Source organism: Mucilaginibacter lacusdianchii (genome assembly GCF_009770985.1).
GTDB lineage: Bacteria > Bacteroidota > Bacteroidia > Sphingobacteriales > Sphingobacteriaceae > Mucilaginibacter > Mucilaginibacter lacusdianchii.
This window is the reverse complement of the sequence record NZ_WSRW01000001.1, coordinates 1,171,952-1,192,937: the sequence shown is the minus strand read 5'-3', so window position 1 is coordinate 1,192,937 and position 20,986 is coordinate 1,171,952. Positions and strand designations below refer to the sequence as shown.

The following is a 20,986-nucleotide window of genomic DNA, read 5'->3' as shown; positions in this document are numbered from 1 at the left end:
GTAAAATACAAAGGGATTTGGTTCGCTACAGGCAGCCTGACTGCAAGCTTTGAGAAAAGCAACAAAGTTATGGAAACCAGCCACTCAAACACGCCCTTAAAAGCAGCCCCGGCAAATCAGCAGCCCCGCAGCATCATTCAATTTTTAGAAGACCAGTTCCAGTTCTGGCTCAATCATGCAGACAAACCGACCTTGGAAGACATCAGGCAGATGGCATCTAACTATACGGCCATCGGAGCACTTGCGAAAGAAGAAAAGCAGGCACCAGACGTTAAGTTCATGCCTTTACCGATAGTAAATTTTCCTTGCTATAATCGGGAAGAACTCATCAAGCTATTAATCACCTTAATCCAGCCAACTAAAGTTTACTGTATTCTGCATCATTCCGATGCGGCAGACAGTGAACAAAGCTACATACACTTAATCATTATTGTTCCGGATAACAGGACGAGTAAGGTTAAGGATTTTGAACCGCTGATGGAACTGGTCAAGCTTGGTGATGAACGGCTCACCTGTTCCGTATTGCAATACTGCTATTTGAATCAGCTCACCAGTGAAGGGCATGTCTTTTACTCAAGGTACTGTTTGCCGGATAACCTCATATACAACGATGGTAAATATGCAGCACCTAAAATTGACGGGGAACAGTTTTATCTAAGTCTGCAAGCGGCTAAGCATCATTTAGAAAGCGGCTTACAAAAAGCTGAAAGTTTTATGGAATGCGCCCGCAATCATTTCGGTGAACCCGAAGACAGCGGTAATGCCATCACGTTTTTTATGCTGCACCAGGTAGCAGAATTGACATACCGTGCCCTGCTTAGGGGACTGTATGACCTGGAGATTCGCAATCACTCCATCAGGACACTGCAAAAGCCCATGCAAGTGGTAGCGCCTCATTTAAATCATTGCCTGCTGGCTGATACTGAAGAAGGGCAAAAATTGACTGCGTTACTGGAGGAGGCTTATGTAGCATCTCGCTATAAGGATGATTTTTCCGTTACCGACCATCAAGTCGAAGAAATATCAAGTAAGGTAGAAAGCTTGCTTGCAAAGGCTCAAGAACTTTGTAAGCAGCACTATCCCAATAGGCAGGAGACATCTACAATTAATACAGGCGTTTCACTTCAATCTTTATTTCATGAAGAAGCCAGCTAAAGTACAGGAGGTTATTCCGGGTGATACCTTCTTTTACGTCCTGCCCTTGGAGCAAAAGTTTACACTGTTACGCCAGACACTGGATGATCATTTTGGCGAGGTGCCGGTAGGGTACCGGCGCATGATGGGCACTTACGCGCGTCATATCAGCTTCGAAAGGGAGGTGGCCAAACTCAGGGTACATATAAAAAATGACCCCAAGGACTATTTTATACTCTTTCATGTAAGCCCAGGCGAACTGGAAGTGAGTTGCGATTGCGGTATGCCGAGCAGGAAACTCTGCAAGCATGCTTACCTTGGATTGCGTTACTTAATTGGTCACCACGATGAATCGGTTGACCTGAAACAGTTTTACTGGCCGGGCATCAGTACCACTGAGAGAGGAAAGGAGAGGTATTTAGAGGTAACTGTCAAAGAGTACTATATCTCTATTAAGCCACAAAAGGAATTTGGCAGCATCTACCGACCAGAAGCAGGATTTGAGCATTTTGCTTTACCTCAACTGGAGAAGGAAAACGGTAACGGCAGAATAGCAGCAGCCCTCCCCATAGATTCCAAACGCGACGTACTTGGATATTGCATCATTAGCCGGGGCAGGCAATACCGTTCGGCTTTGCCAGTACTGGTGCCCTTTTGGGGCACCACGGATAAGGCAGGCGAGTGTATTGTTTCTTTTAAGCAGTTTTTAATCCACCATCAGTTACCAGATAGTATTTCACTGACACCAGTACAGTTAGAATTAAATGCCATTTGCAAGCAAATGTGGGATATGGAAGCGCCGGTGGAAGACGTCAGGCAAACGGCGCAGCAAAGACAGGAGCGTAAAAAGGAGATGCTGGGGCTATGGCACAAAGCAATGGCCTTTAGATTAAGCGCGGAGGAGTTTTTGTATGTGAATTTCCGCATGTTAAGCTCGATCAAAAAATACAAACCAACTAAAAGTTGCATGGTGGATTGTGTAATTGCCAATACTCCAGTGACTTTAAGCTTTCTGCTGACAGAGTATTCAGATCATTTTATGCTGGAAGCGTTGATTACTGATAAGCAAGGCAAGGAACTAACGCTTACTAATCAAACGCCGCGTTTCTTTGTAAGTCAGCGTTCAGGCTATCACTACTATCTGTTGCCCTCAGTGCTAAATAATGACCTGCTGGAGCAGCTACAGGAAAGCAATAACCGGCTGACTATCTTAAGGCAGCACTTTAAAGAATTTGAGGATAAATACCTTAAAGGAATAAGTGAGTTTTATTCAATTGTTTTCAAACCATTAAAGCTCAGAAAGAAAGTGGTCTATGTTTATAATGCTATATGTCTTTGATGCATAGCGGTATTCGTATAAAAAACGTTGTGACATAATAAAATCCTGTTAGACAATCATAATGTACAAAAACTGATATGACAGCAAAAAATCTTATTTTTAAAAATTAAAACTGCTTAAAACCAAAGGAAACGCCGAAAAATTTAAAAAAAATTGTATTGCAAAAACTCTAACGAGTTTTTTATATATAGTGTGATATGACAACCATTGAACGACTTTTGAAAATTAAGGGGCCGCTAATTAGCAGCGAGCTGGCTCAGCTGCTAGCAAAATCTGGTGATATGAGTATTAATACGGCCAGTCAAAATATTTCGAGAGCAAAGGAGGTGCTTAGGATAAAGGGTTTTTTCAAAAGCAATCAGTCATTAATCTATTTGCAAGAACATGCCGATGAAGATCTGGTGTACCCGATTTTGGCAAAGCTAATGTATGAGCATGGATTGAAATATTGGTATACGTTAAATGCCCTGCAACTACATCAAGGTATCATTAGTCAGCAATATCTGACAAGTTACACCAATTATCCAGTTATACCTTTAAAGGGCCATTTGCCCTTTAAGATCGTGATGCAAAAGTTTGTTTCTCAAAACATCGTGATATTTAACGGCGACGACTATATACTCTCGCCAAAACTTCAGGCAGGCCCACGAAACGGGATGATGAACAAAGCACTGGAAACTGTGAAGGCTTATGTACTGGATAGTTTTCACAGCATCACTAAAAATACCGGGTTGATCAGCTACAACAGCGGGGAGCTATTCGCTGAATATGGTAAGTTCAATTGGTGTTTTAAAGGATTATCGCCAGTAATTGGGCTGCGTAACAACGAAAATAATTTTGGCTACTTACTCGCTGATATTTTGCTTGGTGTACCTATTTACAAGCAAGATGTTCTTTTTTTTATCGCCAAATTAGAGCACATCAAAAGTTTTAAGAAGGCGCCACGCTTGTTACCATTTCTTATTGTAGATGACATGGATAAAGAAGCATTGGAGTTACTGAAACAAAAAGGGATCATTGTAGGCTTCATTGGCGAATTGTTCGGAGCAAAATATGCCGAAACGCTCAAAGAGCTATTGACGATTTTAAATAACGCCGCCGCCAGTTTAAAAGCCGATCCTGAAAAATATTTGGATTTGATCAAGCAACTGAAAGTCTATAATGAAGGGCTTTTAGGTAATATTCGCGGTACGCTTTTTGAATACGCGGTAGGCCATATTCATGTAATAGATTGCCAAAACATGGAAATTGGCAGGGAAATACTGGATGAGTCCGGAACTAAGCATGAAATGGATGTATTAGCAGTTTACAGCGACCGGATTGTAATTGCAGAATGTAAGGGTAAGAAGTCCCAAGTTGAGGAAGACGACGTTGAAGATTGGCTGAAGCGCGCTATACCCGCATTCAGAGCTTGGGTAGAAAAGCAGGAAATTTATAAAAAGAAGCGTTTAGAATTTGAATACTGGTCAACTGGCGGCTTTGACGCTGATGCGACCGATGTTTTGGACGACGCAGTTTCTACTTACCGAAAAAATAAAATAAGTTATTTTGGCCCGAAAGAGATACGGCAAAAGGTAAAAGATATGGGGAACAAAAAACTCAAGGAAGCACTTGATAATTATTTCCTTAAACCGGCAGTTTAAATTTTTTAAAATGCTTAAAATTAAACTCTTACCTACCTCATTATCGACACTTAGTAAATGCTAAATCGGGTTTGAATGGAAAATTAAAAGTGTCGAACCTTTAAAAATTCTTAAGTTTAATTCTGGTGATACGTTTCATTGCGCAACAATCTGGTTCATGAAGTTTTCGATTTCTGTGAGATCTTTGAATTTCAGACTAAACCATTCACCGCGAACGCGCTTGCCTTTATATAACTGGTGAAGTTCTTTTTCTACAGCCTTATGACAGGGCCATTTGGCGACTAAATAAACACACGGCTCTTTCGAATGTAAAGTACGTTCCCGATAAGTGGGATCTCTACTGAAACCAATTTTAAACAGTGAAGAATCGGTATTGATCATTAGGTAAACAAAAGCCGAATAGTCGGAGGGGATTTGATGATTATTTTGGAAGAAGTCACGGTAAAAGGTTACTTTATCGATGAAGTCAATTTTGACGATTCCTTTCTTAGTTGGTGCAAACATTATGGCTTCTTTACCAGTAAACGGTTCCAATTCAAAATTTGTGACGGTAAAATAACCATCCTTTTCTAAAAAACCTCTTAACTTCTTTTGATAAGTATTAAAGGCATCAACTGGATCAATGTCATCGTAATCACGTGCGATCAGGACGCAGAACCGTAGCAACAAGCCATAGTAATCTTGGTTGCCAATTCTTAGTTCAATGAGGTCGCCATTTAGTTCTTTACGCCCATCGATAAAAAACATGCTGACGATAAGACCTTTTATGTCTTTCTCTAACTTTACGCCGAAGCAATGTTTGTCCAACCCCGCCATTACATTGTTGATCGGGCCGTTATCATTTGCATTAAATGCCTCGATGTCTTCTTGGGATAACCTGAAACAACATTTGTAAAATCTGTCGTCAATTTCCTCGCTCATTTTTTAATTTTGTTTGCCAAATCACTGATCTTCCAAAGTTTGTAGTTGAGCATGTAAAGTAATTTAAAGGATTTACAGGCTTGCTCTAGTAAGGTATCCCAATCTGTATGAAAGGGCCATTTAATCGTAAATTGGCCTAACTCCATAAATTCCGACTGCCCAAAATTGCTTTGGTTCATTTTCTCCACCTGGTATAACATAAAGGTTCGTAATATTTGAAATACAGTACTAGTTTTATTTTCGAAGTAAGGTTTTTCTGTCGCTTTCACGCGGCCCATCGGAGAAAACTCATATTTGCCGTATTTTTTCAATTCCAATATCATTGACCAAAACTCATCAGTCATGAAGCGTATATTTTGCGCATGGTAGATGTAGGTTTCCAAATAAAAATTTTCTTCATTAGTCCCCCAATAAAAGGTCAAATCCATTTTTTCGGATTTCAATAATAACACTTGTCCTGCAAAATTCGATTGGCATTTGGATGTATCCCATTTATCCTTAAAATTACCATAACTAAAGAAGTTCGCTGCGATGTCCATTAGCAACTCGTTGCTTTGGAAAAAGATATGCTCCTTTTTTTCTTTGTTGATGCTGCCCGAATCAAATTGCATTTGCAGGTACTCATCCAACTGGTGGTCCCAATCCGGTTGTTTGTAGGCATTTTGGGCGATGATTTTATCGATATCCATTAGATTCGTGTTAAATAATATTCAAAATCCCTGCTTTTTGGACTGCCACTAAAATCAACATTATAAAATCGCAGATATTGAGTCGGTATTGGTTCAACAATACAAAAATTGCAAAATTGCAATTGTTCGAATTGTTCTTGCGGAGAAAGCTTTGGAAATGCTTCGCGCATTTGTTTGAGTATGCCTGCTGCATCTCTGCCATCTTCTAGCAAAAGCGCTTCATCTGGCACAGACAACACTTCAATCATGATCGGTTTTGCCGGTTTTTCCAAATGTTGCCTAATACGCATCACATCTAAGCCCTCGGGAAACTTTGGGTCACTACCTGCATTGATCAACACGCTTAATAAGATCAAACATTTTTCGAGTAACTCACTGCCCACCATATTTAAACAAGCATAATAGGCGGCGCGCAACGGACTTGTTGAAACATAAGAACCGTCGTGCCGGTAATTTAACAAACGCCCCTCATGCACCATATCACCTTGCGCAATAGTGGCTTCGATGGAAGCGCAATTATTATCTAACACTGGGTGCCAAATGTTATTCTCTTGAATGTTGCTATATAAAAATGCTAGCATTTCCAGCAATTTATAATCTTTTGCCGGGCTGATCGTTCCCAAGCCGGTTTGGCGAATGGTCTCAAAAAAAATTGTAGACGTGCCATGCCAGAAACTGGACCCATTCCAGCTTACATCTTTATAGAGATCAAGATTCATTAATGATTTTGTTAGTCCTTTCTTAAGCGAAGCAATCGCATGCGTTTTAAATAACGGTTATAAACAGGCTTCAAGGGTAGGCGCTCCTTGGTCGCTAGCCAAGTAAAAACGTCTTCACCATCGGGATGCCGCTCTTTTTCATATTCAGCAAATACTTTCAGTGCAATACTTCTCGATACGCCGCGAGAGATCAGAGCGATCACAACAGTTTGTGTAGTGCCTAACTCCAGCATAGTTGGTAGGGCGAGCGAAAATTTGAAACGTTCTTTTAACTCATCACTCATTTGCGGCTCTAACAAATCGTTCAACAGCTTCAGGTATTTCACTAAAATATGGGTGACTACCACAGAATTGGTTTTGATGACGATACCGATGCGCTTATTCACATCTTTAGGATCGCTGGGGTCAATGCGTTCTTCGGGTATATGGTGTGTTTTATGAAATTCGAGATCCCGCTCGATGATCTCATGCATGCTTTTATTTTGCAGCCAATGATAAGCATTTAAGGCCAGCTGGCGAGAGCTTATGCCAATACCATATTTCCAATAAGATTCACCGGTCATCTTAAAAATCTCGTTCAATCTGACGATTACACTTTCCAGCTGCAAATAGAAAGTCCATTGCGAATAAGGCCAAAGCGCCTTATCTTCCGGCTCCATGTAATCATAGAAGTTTTTGTTTTCTGCCGCTGAATAAATCGCCCATTGTTCAACACCATCCTTTTTGGTTTGCCGGAATAACTCATCTTGAAGCAGAGGATCAATTGTCGGGTTTAATTTAAGCAACTCACTAGGTATTTCAATGCCAGCCGTCTGCTTTTGCAAAGCGGTCTCCAGACGTTCAATTTCAGGTTGGCTTAAATTTTTCGCTATTAAATAGTCGGTTAATTCCTTTGGGCCGCGCAAATATTTTTGCAAAAAAAATATGGCCGCGCTGCGCTGCTGCTTATGACTGATTGTGGCCGTCTCGCGATTGATTTCAAATAATAATTCATCTGGTTTTTCCAGCGCGAGCTCGCCCGCTGTTTTCACCACCTTCTTGGCAGGCGAGTGATATAATCCGTGGGACCATTCGTTTTCACTACGCTCGATACAATAGATTGTCCCATAAAGCGAATCTTTTATGCGTCCAGCGCGGCCAATTAAGTTGCCAAAATCAAAAGGGCTTAATTTAATATTGCGCTTATGGGGGTCGGGAATGAAAAGGTTATTGGCCGGCAAATTTACGCCTTGTAATAGAGTAGTGGTACAAAACAGGTTTTTGATGGAGCCGTCCAAAAAGCAATCCTCGATTTCTTTGCGGATAATATCGGGCAGGTTACCATTGTGAAAAGCTGTTTGCTTATAAAGACATGGGATCAATTGATAAAGCGGATGAACTTCGTCCTCTACAAATTCAATCAATTCCCGCAAGCCTAAGTCTATATCTTCGGGTTTAGTTCGGGATGCTGCAAACAATTTAGCCCAATCCATGGCCAAGTTACCTTTCGGGCAATAAATAATATTTTGATCACCCTCTTTGCTGCACAAACTGATCAACCCTTGTAACCCGTCTCCGACATTTTTGCGGAACCGCTCCGCAAAATTAGATGTCGTGGCAATCGTTCGGGTTTGGTGTCTATTTAGTGTGCTGCTGATGGAAACTTCTAAATTGTATTTTAAAGGTTTAACGGTTGTTTTGATCTGGAATACCGGTGAAACCGTTGTTTCCACACTTTGTGCATTCGGGCCAAAAACCGAGCCGTAAAGTGCGGCTGGCGCATCAATATTCGGGCCAGCTGCAACCACTTTAGCATGTGGAAAAAGCACCGCCAGTTCATTAAAAACAAACTCGAATAAGGAACCTCGACCCTGCGTATCTTCAACATTCTGGATTTCGTCGACGAATATAAAATCGATCTTAAAATCAGCCCGCCAACGCATTTTTAACAAGCGTAGACATCGCTCCGGTGTTAGAATAAAAATCTCACGGCGCGGTATCTCCACATCATCATCCTGGATAAAAACGGTTTTTATCGACACCGTGCTCAAATCAATCTCATTACGCAGGTCTTCACTCACCTGATTGATGAGCGCACGGGATGGTACAATATAAACGGCCGAATATTCCTCCATGGAGGCCAACTCGGCACTGATGAACTTTTTGATAACAAATGACTTACCAGAAGAAGTTGGTCCTGAAATGACCAGGCGGTTGCTTGCTTGTAGTTTATCCCATAACAAACGTTGAAAACGCGTTGCTGCGATCAAATTATCACTTGTTAATATAGAACTATCAAATCGCTCAATCTCCATTTCCATCGTTAAAGCTGGATCAAATACATTAGTTGGGCGATCAACAGAAAGCATGCTCGAACCCAAATTGAATTGATTGTTGCGTAGTAACTTGGCACCCGTTAAGTTACCGAGCCGCGAAAACAGGACATAAGCCACTCGCATATAATCCAAACTATCAGCATTATTCAAATAGATAAGCGAGGAGATTAGTTGCGCTTTATTCCGCTGATCATCGTGCCGGCTTTGCGCTAAAATGGATGCCAACCAAATCGCTTTGCGCAGATCTTCGAATGTAATTGGCTTTTGAGGCTGTCCTAATACACGGTAAAAAAATTGATTGTAGGTCAGATCATCGATCACCTGGTTCAAAACCGGGTGTAGCGTAATTTCGTTCAACAGTTCCTCGTTACCCTCCATGATTAACTCCTTTGAAAAGGGGCGTGGTGAATTCGCTGATACATTGCATCACGAAACTCATCGACTGACCGGCAGGGTATAACAAAAAAGTCCAAATACACCTTCCCGATATTTGGATGTTTCTTGTAATAGGCCTGTACCTTCCCCAAGTATTTTTTCTCGTTTCCCTGAAGTCTTCTACGAATAGCAGCGGATAGTTCAGCTGGCGATGCGGCCGCTAATTCTAATTTATCGTAAGCACTGCTGTACATAATCATCACAGGATGGATTAAGATCTGCTCATGAAATTCCGACTTGGTTGGCGTTAGTCGATTATAAAGTTCATCAATCGAATGATGTGTCGTACTGATAAATTGTTGCGCGACAATTAATTCCTGATCTAAGAATTTAGGGCCACCATCCTCATTATAAAACCGAGCTAATGACTTGAAGGCATCCGTTAAGCCAGCTGCTAAACCACCAATTACTTTGGATTCACCGATCAAAAAAGCTGGAAGTGATTTGCCATCAATTTCATAGTTTCCAACAAAAACTCCATCGCCTCCCTTAACCTGGTCATTAAAATTACTCAAAGAAGATAGCTTATGGGCAACCATCTTACAACCCAAAACGCTTTCTACCAACACGAAAAGCAATAATTCGCCATATTTACCATCAGTTTGCGGATCTTTAAAGCCGAAACGTTGCCCGGCATTAGCTCCTGCCCAAACCGGATCTTTCTCGATTTCAGCCGACCCATAAACAAAATAAGCCAATGAGCGGTGCAAAACTTCGCATATTCCATTCACGAGCAACTGTGTACCCGAAGGTTTTATCGTATAAAAGCGTAAAGTGATTTTATGATCGATTTCAATAAACTGCTCTTCCAGTTGATCTTTAATCAACTGGCGATCGATTTTGATATGTGTGGACCAGTCTTCTGAAAACATTAATTGTTAAGAGCTTGAAGGTTAGGTTAAACTGAAAGAGTAAATATATTGGATTATAATTATTTGAATGAAATAATATCGAACAAATATATTTCAGAAAACCTGAATTTCGATCTATAACCTATTGTCGATCGAGACGAAGCCCCACATACTTTTCGCCATGTACTTTTTTCCCGGCCATACCTCGCAAAATATTGTTCTGTAATTTATACTTTAAGGTTGTCCTGACCTCATATAACAGATTGACAGATTACTGGCTAAAATCTTAACTGGTAAACTTTACCAGTTAAATGGATTATTGTCTTTCTGTTTTGCATGCTGGTTTCAATAGCTTTATGGGAAGGAAGCTTAACGCAGCACTAAAGGGAAACGGAATTAATATATGTCAACACACTTTAAAAACACAGAAGACTTATGTTGCAAAGTCGAATTCAAATAGATTTATATTATATTCCATTGTTATTAGTCTAAGCTCATTTATTATATTTGTAAAACAAGTTCATTGACTATCATTTAACAAGAACAGCCATCAAATGGCAATAAATTAGCGCATAATAAAGGTGCCTGATTAGGTGCCCGTTGATGCTGGCTGTTGATATAACTATTTTATTATTAAAGGCTTAGGGATTAACGCAGTCGTCCTGCCATCCCGACTAAAAACTCCTCTTTCACTATTCAGTTTAGGTAAAAGTTTTGGCTAAATGCTCTGGCCGTACCACCATAGTTTTGCTAATTAATATTACACTTAAAAGCCTATTTGCCTTACACCTGCAAAGTGGTATAAAACCTCTCTTTGTTACTAGTGTTAATGCCCTATGCATAACGTGTTATTTTTAGGCGACAGCCTTACGGCTGGTTACGGTTTAAAAAATGTATCTGAAGAGTCTTTCCCAGCCCTAATTCAACAAAAAATCAATGCAGTTAATCTGCCATATAGGGTTATCAATGCCGGTATCAGTGGCGATACTACAGTAGGCGGCTTATCGCGGGTTGACCGGCTGCTGGAGCAACCTATCAGTGTTTTTGTATTGGAACTAGGTATTAATGATATATTGCGGGGCATATCACCGCAGGCAACGGCTGCTAACTTGCAGGCCATTATCAGCAAAGTAAAAATCAAACATCCGCATGTAAAAATGGCTTTGATGGGGATGGAACTGCCATTGCAATTAGGCGGCTTACTCGGCCGGATGGCGCAAGAGTTTGTCAGTTTATTCAGAACGATAGCGCAGCGGAATAAAATGGCTTTTGTTCCTTTTTTTCTGGAGGGCGTAGCCGGGCAGGCGCATTTAAATTTGGCCGACGGAGTGCATCCCTCGGCGGCAGGTTACAAAATTATAGCCGACCGTGTTTGGCCGGTATTACACCAGTTAATGGTCGAAGAAACGCATCAGCCATAAGCGAGGATTAACGCCGAACTATTTATTTGCCAGATCGTTGTTGTAAATATGAAAAGAAGATACGTTTGGGTGATACTGCTTACACTAATTTTTACCTCTGTATTTGTTTTTGCGGTAGTTTACTTTTCGGCTAAGCCTGCCGATATAGCCGGATCAAACCCTCAAAATGTTTTTTATCACCATAAAACCATCCCGGTGGTGGTGCAAAAGGAAATAATGGCTGCCTTAAGCTTTTATCCTGAACTAAAGGAAACACCTATTGATTTTGTATTTGACCCTAATACCAGTAAATCGGTCATGCTATCACAGCCGGTTGTAAGTAGCTTTTTCAGAGGTCAAAAAAACAGGACGTACGTCATAAAAATTAACCCTCGGTTTACCACTACGCATCATTCGATACCTATTCAGGATGCGCCAAAAAAAGTGTTGATTGGTTGGTTTGGTCACGAGTTGGGTCATATTACCGATTACACTCACCGCGATAACTTCCAGATGGCGTGGTTTGGTATACGTTATATCACATCAGACAAGTACCTGATGAATGCTGAAAAAAGCGCTGACAGCTATGCGGTTGAACATGGAATGGCCGAGTACCTGATTGTCACCAAGAACTTTATCATGCACTCGGCCGATTTGCCGCAGTCTTATAAAGACCGGATCAAGCGCTTATACCTGTCGCCGCAGCAAATTATGGATCTGGTCAAAAAGCTAAAAGCTGATACCGTTGTTGCCCGTTAGCTACGGCATCGACTTAAAAATGCTTCCCATTCCAAAAACTGTTCTTCTTTCATTACTCGTGGAATTTTTACCTGGCCGCCTTTCTTTTTGGTTTCTTCGCTCCATTTATAAAAGTATTCTACCGGTACAGGTTCTACCTCTACATCTTTTAAGGCGCGGGTGCGGGCTACAGCATAATTTTTATTATTGTCTTTCAGGTACTGGTCAAGCGCCTGGGCCAATTCTTTTTTATCTACGTCTTTATCTGCGCTGATGTACCAGCGGTCTATCAGCTCGTCGCCCCGGTGAATGGTAGACACAATAAATTCATGTATTGCCACATTAAAGCGGTGCTCCATTTCCTGAATGCCCGCGTTCATTTGAATAACGGATAGTTGTGAGCCGGCTACGTTTAAAAACTGCTTCGTACGTCCACTTATTTTAATTTCATATCGGCTTTTATCGGTAAACATCACCGTATCGCCAATGGTATAGCGCCATGCGCCCGATACGGTAGAAATAAGCAGTACATACTCTTTATTTTCTTCCACCTCGGCCAGCGTAATTACTTTAGCGCCCGGTATTACACCGCCATCTTCGTCAATATATTGCTCATCAAAGGGTACAAATTCAAAGAATATACCGTTATCTACCACCAGTGCCATAGCCGACGTGTCTGGCCGTTTTTGCATCGCCAAAAAACCTTCGGATGCCAGATAGGTATCGATATAAATAAGCGGATAAGCTAATAACTTCTCGAGGCTCTTTTTATAAGGTTCGAACGCTACGCCGCCGCTGGTATAAACGGTAAGGTTGGGCCAAATCTCGTGAATGTTGTTCAATTTGTGGTAGCGTATCACCTCTTTCAGCATCAGCTCAATCCAGGCAGGTATACCCGATAGGCCGCCAATATCCCAATTCGGCGCTTGTTTAGCTATCTCTTTAATACGTTCGTCAAAATCAACAATGCTGGCTATTTCTTTGCCCGGACGGTAATAGCCCTCAAACCACCGCGGAATGTTGCTGGCGCTAATGCCGCTGATTTCGCCCGCTAAATGGCCGTTTATGTCTTTTAGTGCTGTACTGCTGCCCAGCATTAAAATTTCCTTACCATAAAAGTTGGCCGGTAAATCAAAGTGTGCCAGTGCTGCTACCTGCTGCATGCCCGACCGCCGAATAGCCTCGAGCATGTCATCGCTTACCGGTATGGTTTTGCTGTGGCTGGTGGTGCCGCTGCTTAGGGCCAGGTAATGGGTGGGGCCGGGCCAGGTAATATCGTTTTCACCTTCTACTACACGGTGCCACCACTCGTCATGCAGCTGGTCATAATCAAACAATGGTACGGTATCAGCAAAGGCTTTGTATATATCTGCGCTGTTTAAAATGCTATCAAAGTTATAGTGCTTGCCAAAGGCGGTATCTTTTGCTTTGGTAAGCAAATGGTGCAACACCTCTTGCTGTGCCTGGATAGGGTTGGGGTTTTTTACAAACCGGTCAGTAAATTCAATTGCAGTTTTAAGCAGTTCACCAATAATGGCCATGTTATTTCATCATTAAATGATAGCATAACAACATTTTGTTTAAAAATGATTTAGGCTATTGATAAAAGCTTCATGATGCTGATTTAACGGCAGGTTATGCCTTTTCTAAAGCTTGCTTAAAGTCGTCAATTAAATACTGCGGATCTTCGAGGCCTATATATACCCTGATGTATTGATGAAGCGGATTTTTTACCTCATAATTTGCAGCAGCAACAGAAGCAATAGCCGGGCAAACTAAACTTTCATGTCCACCCCATGATACCGCCAGTAATATGTGCTGTAAGCTATTGCAAAAATTTTCAATTTTTTCAAAAGTAGAATCTTTAAGGCAAAAACTGAATAAGCCGCCGCTGCCTTGCATTTGTTTCTGGGCCAGATCGGTTTGTGCAAATGTGTTGCTGAACGGCCACAGCACTTCTTTCACGGCACTGTGTGCTGCAAGCCATTGTGTAATGATTTTAGCACTTTCAAAACTGCGGTTTAGTCGTAGTGGCAGTGTTCTTAAGCCTCTCAATAAAAGCCAGGCTGCATGTGGAGATAACGCCGGACCTAAGTTCATGAATTCATTTTCAAAAATTTTCTTCAGCATTTGTCGGCTGCCGGTAACTACGCCGGCCATCACGTCTGAGTGGCCGCCGATGTATTTGGTAGCAGATTGTACCACCAGATCAACACCCAGCGCTATGGGTTGCTGAAATAAAGGTGTGCAATAGCTATTATCAATCATGGTGATGATGCCATGCTTTTTGGCAAAAGCGGTAACTTCTTGAATATCTTGTAGCTGGTAGGTAAGCGTGCTGGGGCTTTCTAAATAAATAAGGCGTGTATTTGTTTGTGCTGCATTTTCAAAATCGCGATAGTCAGTACCTTTTACAAAGGTTGTGGTTACGCCAAACTTGTGTAAAAGGTGTTTAAATAATCTTTCTGTCCAGCCATAACTATTTTCAATAGCAATTACATGATCACCGGCTTTGAGTAATGCAATTGCAGTTACACTTACGGCAGCTATGCCGCTGTTGAACAGTAAAGCATCTTCGGCACCATCTAATGCAGCCAGCTTTTTTCTTAAAATATTTAGCGTAGGGTTTTGCCCTCTTGAATACAAGGTAGCCTCAAATTCATCAGCCAGTGCGTGTCTCAAGTTATCAACAGTTTCAAACGCAAAATTGCTGGATTGCACAATAGGCGGCGAAATTGCATTGAAGTAGTTTTCTCTGTCTTCGCCTAATTCGTTTAGTATAAAGGATAGGTTCATGGTTGATTTAAGGTTGTGTCAGTATTTTGATTGCGTTTAGTAATGTAGTATATCAACAAACCCAAAGCAAATGCACCAAGGCATACCGAGGCCGCCATTGGGTTTTTGATGAATATAAATAAGGTAACAGACCAGTAAGTAATAATAAAAATTAGGGGGATAAGCGGATACCACTTTATGGTATAGATGCCGGTACCATCAAGATGCTTGGTTTTTTTTCGTAATATAAATATAGAAAGTGCAGCTGTAGAAAGCCCTATGGTATCAAAAAACATTACATAGGCTATCATTTTTTCAAAAGAGTTTACAAAGCACAGAATAATTAAAACTGCGGCTACAAAAAAGCTGAGGCCAAATTGCTGTACTTGGGTTTTGGGATTAATATTTTTAAACTTTTGGGGTAATATCCCGTCATCAGCCATGGCATAATATATTCGGGGGTTGGCCAAAATATTTACATTAATAAAAGCCAGCACAGAAATAAACATAAGCAAAGAAACCAGTATATAACCTGTTGAGCCAAAAACTACACCGGCCAGGGTGGCGGCTAAGGCTGGCTGGTGTTGCATGCCGTTTAAGCCTAAAGAGGCGTAATAGGCATAATTAATGAGCATGTACAAACAGATAACGACTAACATACCCCTAAAAATGGCCTTAGGTATATTCTCTTTTGCGTTTATACAATCACCTCCAAAATTGATGGTTTGCTGGTAGCCACCGTAGGTAAAAAATACTGCTATCAAACTTGCGCCCCAGCCTTGTATGTTGTTTGTTGATGCATGGGCAATCAAATAGTGTGGTACTGCCGGCTGTTTAAAAACTGCAGTGCAAATGATTAATATGATGCCTATTTTAAAAAGTGTAAGTACATTTTGCGTTTTGGCGCTCATGCTGATACCCAAAAGGTTTATAACATACAATATAAGCACAGCCGAAAGCGACACGATACGAATGCCTGTTTGGTTTTGTAAACTCAACGGCATAATTATAGGTGCAATATAGTCTGCGCCCAGTAAGGCAACCGCTGCAACTGATGCTGCATTGCTGATAACCAATACCCAATTAATCATAAACGCAATTGCAGGGTGAAAGCAGTAGGAAAAAGCCCTGTAAAAACCGCCGGTAGTTGGATAACGCCCGCCAATTTCGGCAAAGGTGAGCGCGCCGCATAAACTTATGGCTCCGCCAAAAAGCCAAGCGCCAAAATATAAAAGCGGGCTGTTTAAGCTCGAAGCAACTTCGGCAGGTGTTGCAAAAATGCCCATGCCTACAACCAAGCTGATAACAATCATTGATAAATCAAAACGGTTAAGCTTAGGAAATACGCCCATGTGTAAGTTAGCCAGTTTTTAATTAGATTAGGAAAGGTTCAAAGTAATTAAAAAGTTGCAAAAAAAATAACCTAATAAATTAAAAGGTTTTACCAAATTGCAATAGATTTTGTCGTAAACGGTGTAAGCAACCCGGCATCCGGTCAAAATACTTAATTTTGAGTGCCTGATCTCATCCAATAACTACATAAAAGACATTTACCCAGTATATTCTCCAAGCCGCCATGATGCAAAAAAAGATGTCCATCAAAGATATTGCAAAACTTACGGATACTTCTATCACAACGGTATCGTTGGTGCTTAATGGCAAGGGGCGTATCAGCAGCGAAGTAAAAAAAAAGATACTGGATATTGCAACTAAGAACGGTTATGAACCTAACCGGATGGCGGTTGGGTTACGCACCGGTGTATCAAAGGTTATAGGTTTGATTGTAGAATCAATAGGCGGACCTTTTTTTGGAGCGATGGCTAAAGTAATTGAGCAGGAGGCCGAAAAAGCCGGGTACGGCGTTATTTATGGTAGTACAAATAACAGCATACAAAAAGGTAAAAATGTAATTAAGATGCTTTCTAACCAATTGGTAGACGGATATTTAATTACGCCAATGAAAGGTTTGGAAAAAGACATACAAAAATTAATAGCTAATGGAAAGCCCGTAGTATTAATTGATGGTTATTTTCCCGACATGCAAATTCCGCATGTTTTGGTTGATAATTATAATAGCGTATACCAAGCCATTCAGTTTTTAATCAGCTCAGGGTATAAACATATTGCTTTTGTTGCACCCGATTTAGATTTGGTACAGTTACAAGATCGTACGCAAGGATATAAAGATGCTTTAAAGAATGCCGGTTTAAAGGAAAATGAGGAACTGGTTTGTAAATTACCTTTCGGTGTAGAAAAGCAAGAGGCCGTTGAAGCCATAAAAGCTTTTTTACAACAGGAAAAGAAAATTGACGCCGTATTTTTTTGCACTAATTATTTAGGTGCAATAGGTTTGCAAAGTATCAACCAGTTAAATCTTTCTATACCGGCAGATGTAGCGGTGATTAGTTTTGATGACAATGAATTGCTGGAATTATATCCTCCCGGAATTACCTCCGTCAGACAGCCAACTTATGAGATAGCTAAATCAGCTATAGACGTACTATTATCACAATTAAATGATGATAAGTTTGCTGTAGCAGATATGAAGATGCAAATACCGGCAGAGTTTATAAAAAGAGGGTCTGTGACTTCGATGGAATAAGTTTCATGATTTTATTGGATGGGATTAAAAATACGATTCCCTCACAGTTATGTTACAAAAAACTAAGTAAAACGTTTTATCAAGTAGAAATATATTTTTAGTTTTACAGATATTCTTTCAGTAATAAGATTGAGATGGGTAGGTAGCATGTGTTGTGGCTTGATGCAAATCAGATTATTTGCCTCAATGTGGTGGGAATGACAAACTGAAGATGTCCAAGTCAACAAGCATACTGACGATATATGAGCGTGGCAGATGATTATTACATTGTTACTAACTTATAAATAGACTTGGTGATAACACGTAATAAAATAAGTTACATTTTAACTTGTTAAGTACAGCTACATATACTCTACAGCATTTTATAAAGCTTAAACTTTATATACATATATAAACTATCAAATAATGAAAATCCGTAATTTTTTAACTTGTTTGTTTTTAACGGCTTCTGCTTTTGCCGCCAAAGCCCAGGATTCATGGGATAAAGTAGGTTCGTATTTAACTCGCGATTCTATCAGCAAAAAAGGCTATACGCTTATTTTTGTAAACAAAGACTCCACTTTTGCGCAATCTGGTAACGCCATTAAACAACGTATGGAAGATACTTTTTTTGACGTATATCCTAAACTGGCTAAAACTTATAATAAAAAAACACTTAAAACAGTCATTTTTATTATTGATCCTAATTACAAAGGTGTAGCTGCAACAAGTGGTTCCATTATACGCTATAACCCGGGATGGATGATGCGCACACCTACCGATATTGATGTGGTAACGCACGAGGTAATGCACATTGTACAGGAATATGGTTATAGTGCAGGCCCAGTATGGTTAACCGAAGGTATTGCTGACTATGTACGCTATAAATTTGGTGTAGATAACGAAGGCGCTAAATGGAGCTTAACCCCTTATAAAGACGGACAGAGTTACAAAAACAGCTACAGAATTACTGCCCGCTTTTTTGTTTGGGCTGAAAAGCATACAGATAAAAACCTGGTTAAGAAGTTAGACAGCCAGTTAAGAGCACATACTTATACTGAGGCTAGCTGGAAACAACTAACCGGCAAAACTATCGATGAGCTTTGGAGCACCTATATAGCTAATCCTGTTATTTAACTATTATTGTTCTCATGAAAAAGATATTAAGCATTTTACTGTTTTTATCATCTCAATCACTGTTCGCACAGCAGGTAGGTTCTGTTGCGTCGCCGGCAGATTGGGTGAATCCGTTGATGGGTAGCGCCTCGAAGGTAGACCTCTCAAACGGCAACACGTACCCGGCAGTTGGGGTGCCTTGGGGCATGAACCTGTGGACACCGCAAACCGGCAAGATGGGCGACGGCTGGCAGTATGTCTACGATGCCGACAAGATTCGTGGCCTGAAACAAACTCACCAGCCTTCGCCCTGGATGAACGACTATGGTCAGTTTGCCATTATGCCTGTAACCGGTCATATGAATTTTGATCAGGATAAACGAGCCAGCTGGTTTTCGCACAAGGCAGAAGTAAGTAAACCTTACTACTACAGCGTGTATTTAGCCGATCATGACGTGACAGCCGAACTGGCACCTACTGAACGGGCCGCACAGTTCCAGTTTACTTACCCTAAAACCGATAGCGCCTTTGTGGTGATTGACGCGTTTGACCGCGGTTCTTACATCAAGGTTATCCCATCAGAAAACAAAATCATCGGCTACTCTACTCGCTATTCGCGCGGAAGAATGCCAGGGTTTAAAAATTACTTTGTTATTTATACCGACAAACCTTTCACCTTAGCCAAAGCATGGCATGGCAAAACCCTGGCGGGTAACGACTCGCTAGAGGTTAAAGCCAACCATGCAGGAGCTGTAATTGGCTTTAAAACCGTTAAAGGCGAACAGGTACACCTGCGTGTAGCTTCTTCTTTCATCAGCTTTGAGCAGGCCGAGTTAAGTTTAAAACGTGAGTTAGGAACCGAAAGCTTTGCTACTATTAAAGAAAAGGCCCGTACCGCGTGGAACAATACATTAGGAAAACTACAGGTTGAGGGCGGCTCGGTAGATCAAACCCGTACCTTCTATTCTTGCTTGTATCGTACGGTAATGTTCCCTAACAAGGTTTATGAATTAGACGCAAAGGGTCAACCTATACACTACAGTGCGCAAAACGGTCAGGTGTTGCCTGGTTACAAATTTGCTGGTACCGGCTTTTGGGATACTTTCCGCGCCTTGTATCCTTTTTTAAACCTGATGTATCCGTCTATCAATAAAGAGATGCAACAAGGGTTAATTAACGACTACAAAGAAGGCGGCTGGCTGCCTGAGTGGAGTAGCCCAGGTTATGCTGACATTATGGTGGGTAACAACTCGGCAGCGGTTGTAGCTGATGCTTACATGAAAGGTTTGAGAGGTTATGACATCAATAAGTTGTATGAGGCGCTTATTCATGGCGCTAATAACGAAGGGCCTATATCGGCTACCGGCCGTTATGGCGTGAAGTATTATAACGAATTAGGCTATGTACCATATGATGTAAAAATCAATGAAAATGCTGCCCGTACGTTGGAGTATTCCTATGATGACTTTACCATCTACCAATTAGGTAAAGCGTTAGGTAAACCTCAGTCTGAAATTGCTTTGTACAAAAAACGGGCGTTCAACTACAAAAACCTGTTCGATCCTAGCACCGGATTAATGCGGGGTAAAAATAAAGACGGATCTTTTCAAGCGCCGTTTAGCCCTACCAAATGGGGTGATGCTTTTACCGAGGGTAACAGCTGGCATTATTCATGGAGTGTGTTCCAAGACATCAATGGACTTATTGGCCTGATGGGCGGAAAACAAAAATTTGTTCAAAAGCTAGATTCCGTTTTTAGCCAGCCACCCGTATTTGACGATAGCTACTACGGCGGCGTAATTCACGAAATCCGCGAGATGCAGATCATGAACATGGGACAGTATGCTCACGGCAACCAGCCTATCCAACACATGATTTACCTGTACAACTATGCCGGCGAGCCTTGGAAAACCCAGTATTGGGCACGCGAGGTGATGGACCGCCTCTACAAAGCAACGCCAGACGGGTACTGTGGCGATGAGGACAATGGGCAAACGTCAGCATGGTATGTATTCTCTGCATTGGGCTTTTACCCGGTAACACCGGCCACCGACCAATACGTATTGGGTGCACCACTATTCAAGAAAGTAACCTTAAAGTTGGAAAGTGGTAAAACAGTAACCATTAATGCACCGCAAAACAGTGCCAGCAATAAATATGTGGGCAACTATTTGTACAACGGAAAAGCGTATTCCAAAAACTGGATCAGCCACTCCGAACTGCAAAAAGGTGCTACTATTAACTTATCCATGCAGGCTACACCTAATAAACAAAAAGGAACTCAAGCCACTGATGTACCTTACTCACTATCTATCAACGATAAGTAAGAA

At 41.2% G+C, this 20,986-nt stretch carries 16 protein-coding genes; 8 read left to right on the top strand and 8 right to left on the bottom strand.

What is annotated here, in order from left to right; all coding sequences use genetic code 11:
- The first annotated feature begins 69 nt into the window (after positions 1-69).
- From GPM24_RS05350 to GPM24_RS05340, 3 genes are all read left to right on the top strand, one after another.
- Entirely contained in the window at positions 70-1,155 is a 1,086-nt protein-coding gene (locus tag GPM24_RS05350; protein WP_158825689.1) for a HEPN domain-containing protein, read from the top strand.
- Positions 1,139-2,473 (top strand): hypothetical protein, encoded by a 1,335-nt coding sequence (locus GPM24_RS05345; RefSeq protein WP_158825688.1) that lies wholly within the window; start codon positions 1,139-1,141, stop codon positions 2,471-2,473. Before GPM24_RS05350 ends, GPM24_RS05345 begins: the two co-directional genes overlap by 17 nt.
- Before the next feature lie 197 nt (positions 2,474-2,670).
- On the top strand, positions 2,671-4,116 hold the full coding sequence (locus tag GPM24_RS05340) for a hypothetical protein (RefSeq protein ID WP_158825687.1): 1,446 nt from the start codon (positions 2,671-2,673) through the stop codon (positions 4,114-4,116).
- 135 nt (positions 4,117-4,251) lie between these two features.
- Here GPM24_RS05340 and GPM24_RS05335 read toward each other — a convergent pair whose 3' ends face one another.
- The 5 genes from GPM24_RS05335 to GPM24_RS05315 are packed head-to-tail and all read right to left on the bottom strand — an operon-like array spanning position 4,252 to position 10,067.
- Positions 4,252-5,037, bottom strand: coding sequence for a GIY-YIG nuclease family protein (locus GPM24_RS05335; RefSeq protein WP_158825686.1), 786 nt, complete (start codon positions 5,035-5,037; stop codon positions 4,252-4,254).
- On the bottom strand, positions 5,034-5,726 hold the full coding sequence (locus GPM24_RS05330; protein WP_158825685.1) for a hypothetical protein: 693 nt from the start codon (positions 5,724-5,726) through the stop codon (positions 5,034-5,036). Before GPM24_RS05330 ends, GPM24_RS05335 begins: the two co-directional genes overlap by 4 nt.
- Positions 5,726-6,445 carry a hypothetical protein gene (locus GPM24_RS05325; protein WP_158825684.1) on the bottom strand — a complete coding sequence of 240 codons (720 nt, stop codon included), beginning with the start codon at positions 6,443-6,445 and terminating at the stop codon, positions 5,726-5,728. The genes GPM24_RS05330 and GPM24_RS05325 overlap by 1 nt, the downstream gene beginning before the upstream one ends.
- 11 nt (positions 6,446-6,456) lie before the next feature.
- A complete protein-coding gene (locus GPM24_RS05320) occupies positions 6,457-9,138 on the bottom strand; it encodes a DEAD/DEAH box helicase (RefSeq protein ID WP_158825683.1) in 2,682 nt (893 codons plus the stop codon).
- A gap of 2 nt (positions 9,139-9,140) precedes the next feature.
- Positions 9,141-10,067, bottom strand: a complete 927-nt coding sequence (locus GPM24_RS05315) for a Hachiman antiphage defense system protein HamA (protein ID WP_158825682.1) — start codon at positions 10,065-10,067, stop codon at positions 9,141-9,143.
- A gap of 815 nt (positions 10,068-10,882) precedes the next feature.
- Here GPM24_RS05315 and GPM24_RS05310 point away from each other — a divergent pair.
- Positions 10,883-11,467 (top strand): arylesterase, encoded by a 585-nt coding sequence (locus GPM24_RS05310; RefSeq protein WP_158825681.1) that lies wholly within the window; start codon positions 10,883-10,885, stop codon positions 11,465-11,467.
- A 48-nt stretch (positions 11,468-11,515) separates the two neighbouring features.
- Positions 11,516-12,205 carry a hypothetical protein gene (locus tag GPM24_RS05305; protein WP_199269688.1) on the top strand — a complete coding sequence of 230 codons (690 nt, stop codon included), beginning with the start codon at positions 11,516-11,518 and terminating at the stop codon, positions 12,203-12,205.
- Here GPM24_RS05305 and GPM24_RS05300 read toward each other — a convergent pair.
- The 3 genes from GPM24_RS05300 to GPM24_RS05290 all read right to left on the bottom strand — a co-directional run bounded on the left by GPM24_RS05300 (position 12,202) and on the right by GPM24_RS05290 (position 16,311).
- Positions 12,202-13,725 (bottom strand): GH3 family acyl-acid amido synthetase, encoded by a 1,524-nt coding sequence (locus tag GPM24_RS05300; RefSeq protein ID WP_158825680.1) that lies wholly within the window; start codon positions 13,723-13,725, stop codon positions 12,202-12,204. The genes GPM24_RS05305 and GPM24_RS05300 overlap by 4 nt on opposite strands.
- A gap of 94 nt (positions 13,726-13,819) precedes the next feature.
- A complete protein-coding gene (locus tag GPM24_RS05295; protein ID WP_158825679.1) occupies positions 13,820-14,980 on the bottom strand; it encodes a trans-sulfuration enzyme family protein in 1,161 nt (386 codons plus the stop codon).
- Positions 14,977-16,311: an APC family permease gene (locus tag GPM24_RS05290; RefSeq protein WP_158825678.1), complete on the bottom strand. Its 1,335-nt coding sequence runs from the start codon at positions 16,309-16,311 to the stop codon at positions 14,977-14,979. Before GPM24_RS05290 ends, GPM24_RS05295 begins: the two co-directional genes overlap by 4 nt.
- Before the next feature lie 224 nt (positions 16,312-16,535).
- Here GPM24_RS05290 and GPM24_RS05285 point away from each other — a divergent pair, with 224 nt between their 5' ends.
- From GPM24_RS05285 to GPM24_RS05275, 3 genes are all read left to right on the top strand, one after another.
- Complete coding sequence (locus tag GPM24_RS05285; protein ID WP_158825677.1) at positions 16,536-17,561, top strand: LacI family DNA-binding transcriptional regulator; 1,026 nt, start codon at positions 16,536-16,538, stop codon at positions 17,559-17,561.
- Between the two features lie 405 nt (positions 17,562-17,966).
- Entirely contained in the window at positions 17,967-18,677 is a 711-nt protein-coding gene (locus GPM24_RS05280; RefSeq protein ID WP_158825676.1) for a basic secretory protein-like protein, read from the top strand.
- Between the two features lie 14 nt (positions 18,678-18,691).
- The gene (locus tag GPM24_RS05275) at positions 18,692-20,983 is read left to right on the top strand and encodes a GH92 family glycosyl hydrolase (RefSeq protein WP_158825675.1); all 2,292 of its coding nucleotides are present in this window, start codon (positions 18,692-18,694) and stop codon (positions 20,981-20,983) included.
- Positions 20,984-20,986: the final 3 nt, after the last annotated feature.

Coding starts and splice junctions, on each gene's coding strand:
- GPM24_RS05350 (WP_158825689.1), top strand. CDS start 70: ATGGAAACCAGCCACTCAAACACGCCCTTAAAAGCAGCCCCGGCAAAT.
- GPM24_RS05345 (WP_158825688.1), top strand. CDS start 1,139: ATGAAGAAGCCAGCTAAAGTACAGGAGGTTATTCCGGGTGATACCTTC.
- GPM24_RS05340 (WP_158825687.1), top strand. CDS start 2,671: ATGACAACCATTGAACGACTTTTGAAAATTAAGGGGCCGCTAATTAGC.
- GPM24_RS05335 (WP_158825686.1), bottom strand. CDS start 5,037: ATGAGCGAGGAAATTGACGACAGATTTTACAAATGTTGTTTCAGGTTA.
- GPM24_RS05330 (WP_158825685.1), bottom strand. CDS start 5,726: ATGGATATCGATAAAATCATCGCCCAAAATGCCTACAAACAACCGGAT.
- GPM24_RS05325 (WP_158825684.1), bottom strand. CDS start 6,445: ATGAATCTTGATCTCTATAAAGATGTAAGCTGGAATGGGTCCAGTTTC.
- GPM24_RS05320 (WP_158825683.1), bottom strand. CDS start 9,138: ATGGAGGGTAACGAGGAACTGTTGAACGAAATTACGCTACACCCGGTT.
- GPM24_RS05315 (WP_158825682.1), bottom strand. CDS start 10,067: ATGTTTTCAGAAGACTGGTCCACACATATCAAAATCGATCGCCAGTTG.
- GPM24_RS05310 (WP_158825681.1), top strand. CDS start 10,883: ATGCATAACGTGTTATTTTTAGGCGACAGCCTTACGGCTGGTTACGGT.
- GPM24_RS05305 (WP_199269688.1), top strand. CDS start 11,516: ATGAAAAGAAGATACGTTTGGGTGATACTGCTTACACTAATTTTTACC.
- GPM24_RS05300 (WP_158825680.1), bottom strand. CDS start 13,725: ATGGCCATTATTGGTGAACTGCTTAAAACTGCAATTGAATTTACTGAC.
- GPM24_RS05295 (WP_158825679.1), bottom strand. CDS start 14,980: ATGAACCTATCCTTTATACTAAACGAATTAGGCGAAGACAGAGAAAAC.
- GPM24_RS05290 (WP_158825678.1), bottom strand. CDS start 16,311: ATGGGCGTATTTCCTAAGCTTAACCGTTTTGATTTATCAATGATTGTT.
- GPM24_RS05285 (WP_158825677.1), top strand. CDS start 16,536: ATGATGCAAAAAAAGATGTCCATCAAAGATATTGCAAAACTTACGGAT.
- GPM24_RS05280 (WP_158825676.1), top strand. CDS start 17,967: ATGAAAATCCGTAATTTTTTAACTTGTTTGTTTTTAACGGCTTCTGCT.
- GPM24_RS05275 (WP_158825675.1), top strand. CDS start 18,692: ATGAAAAAGATATTAAGCATTTTACTGTTTTTATCATCTCAATCACTG.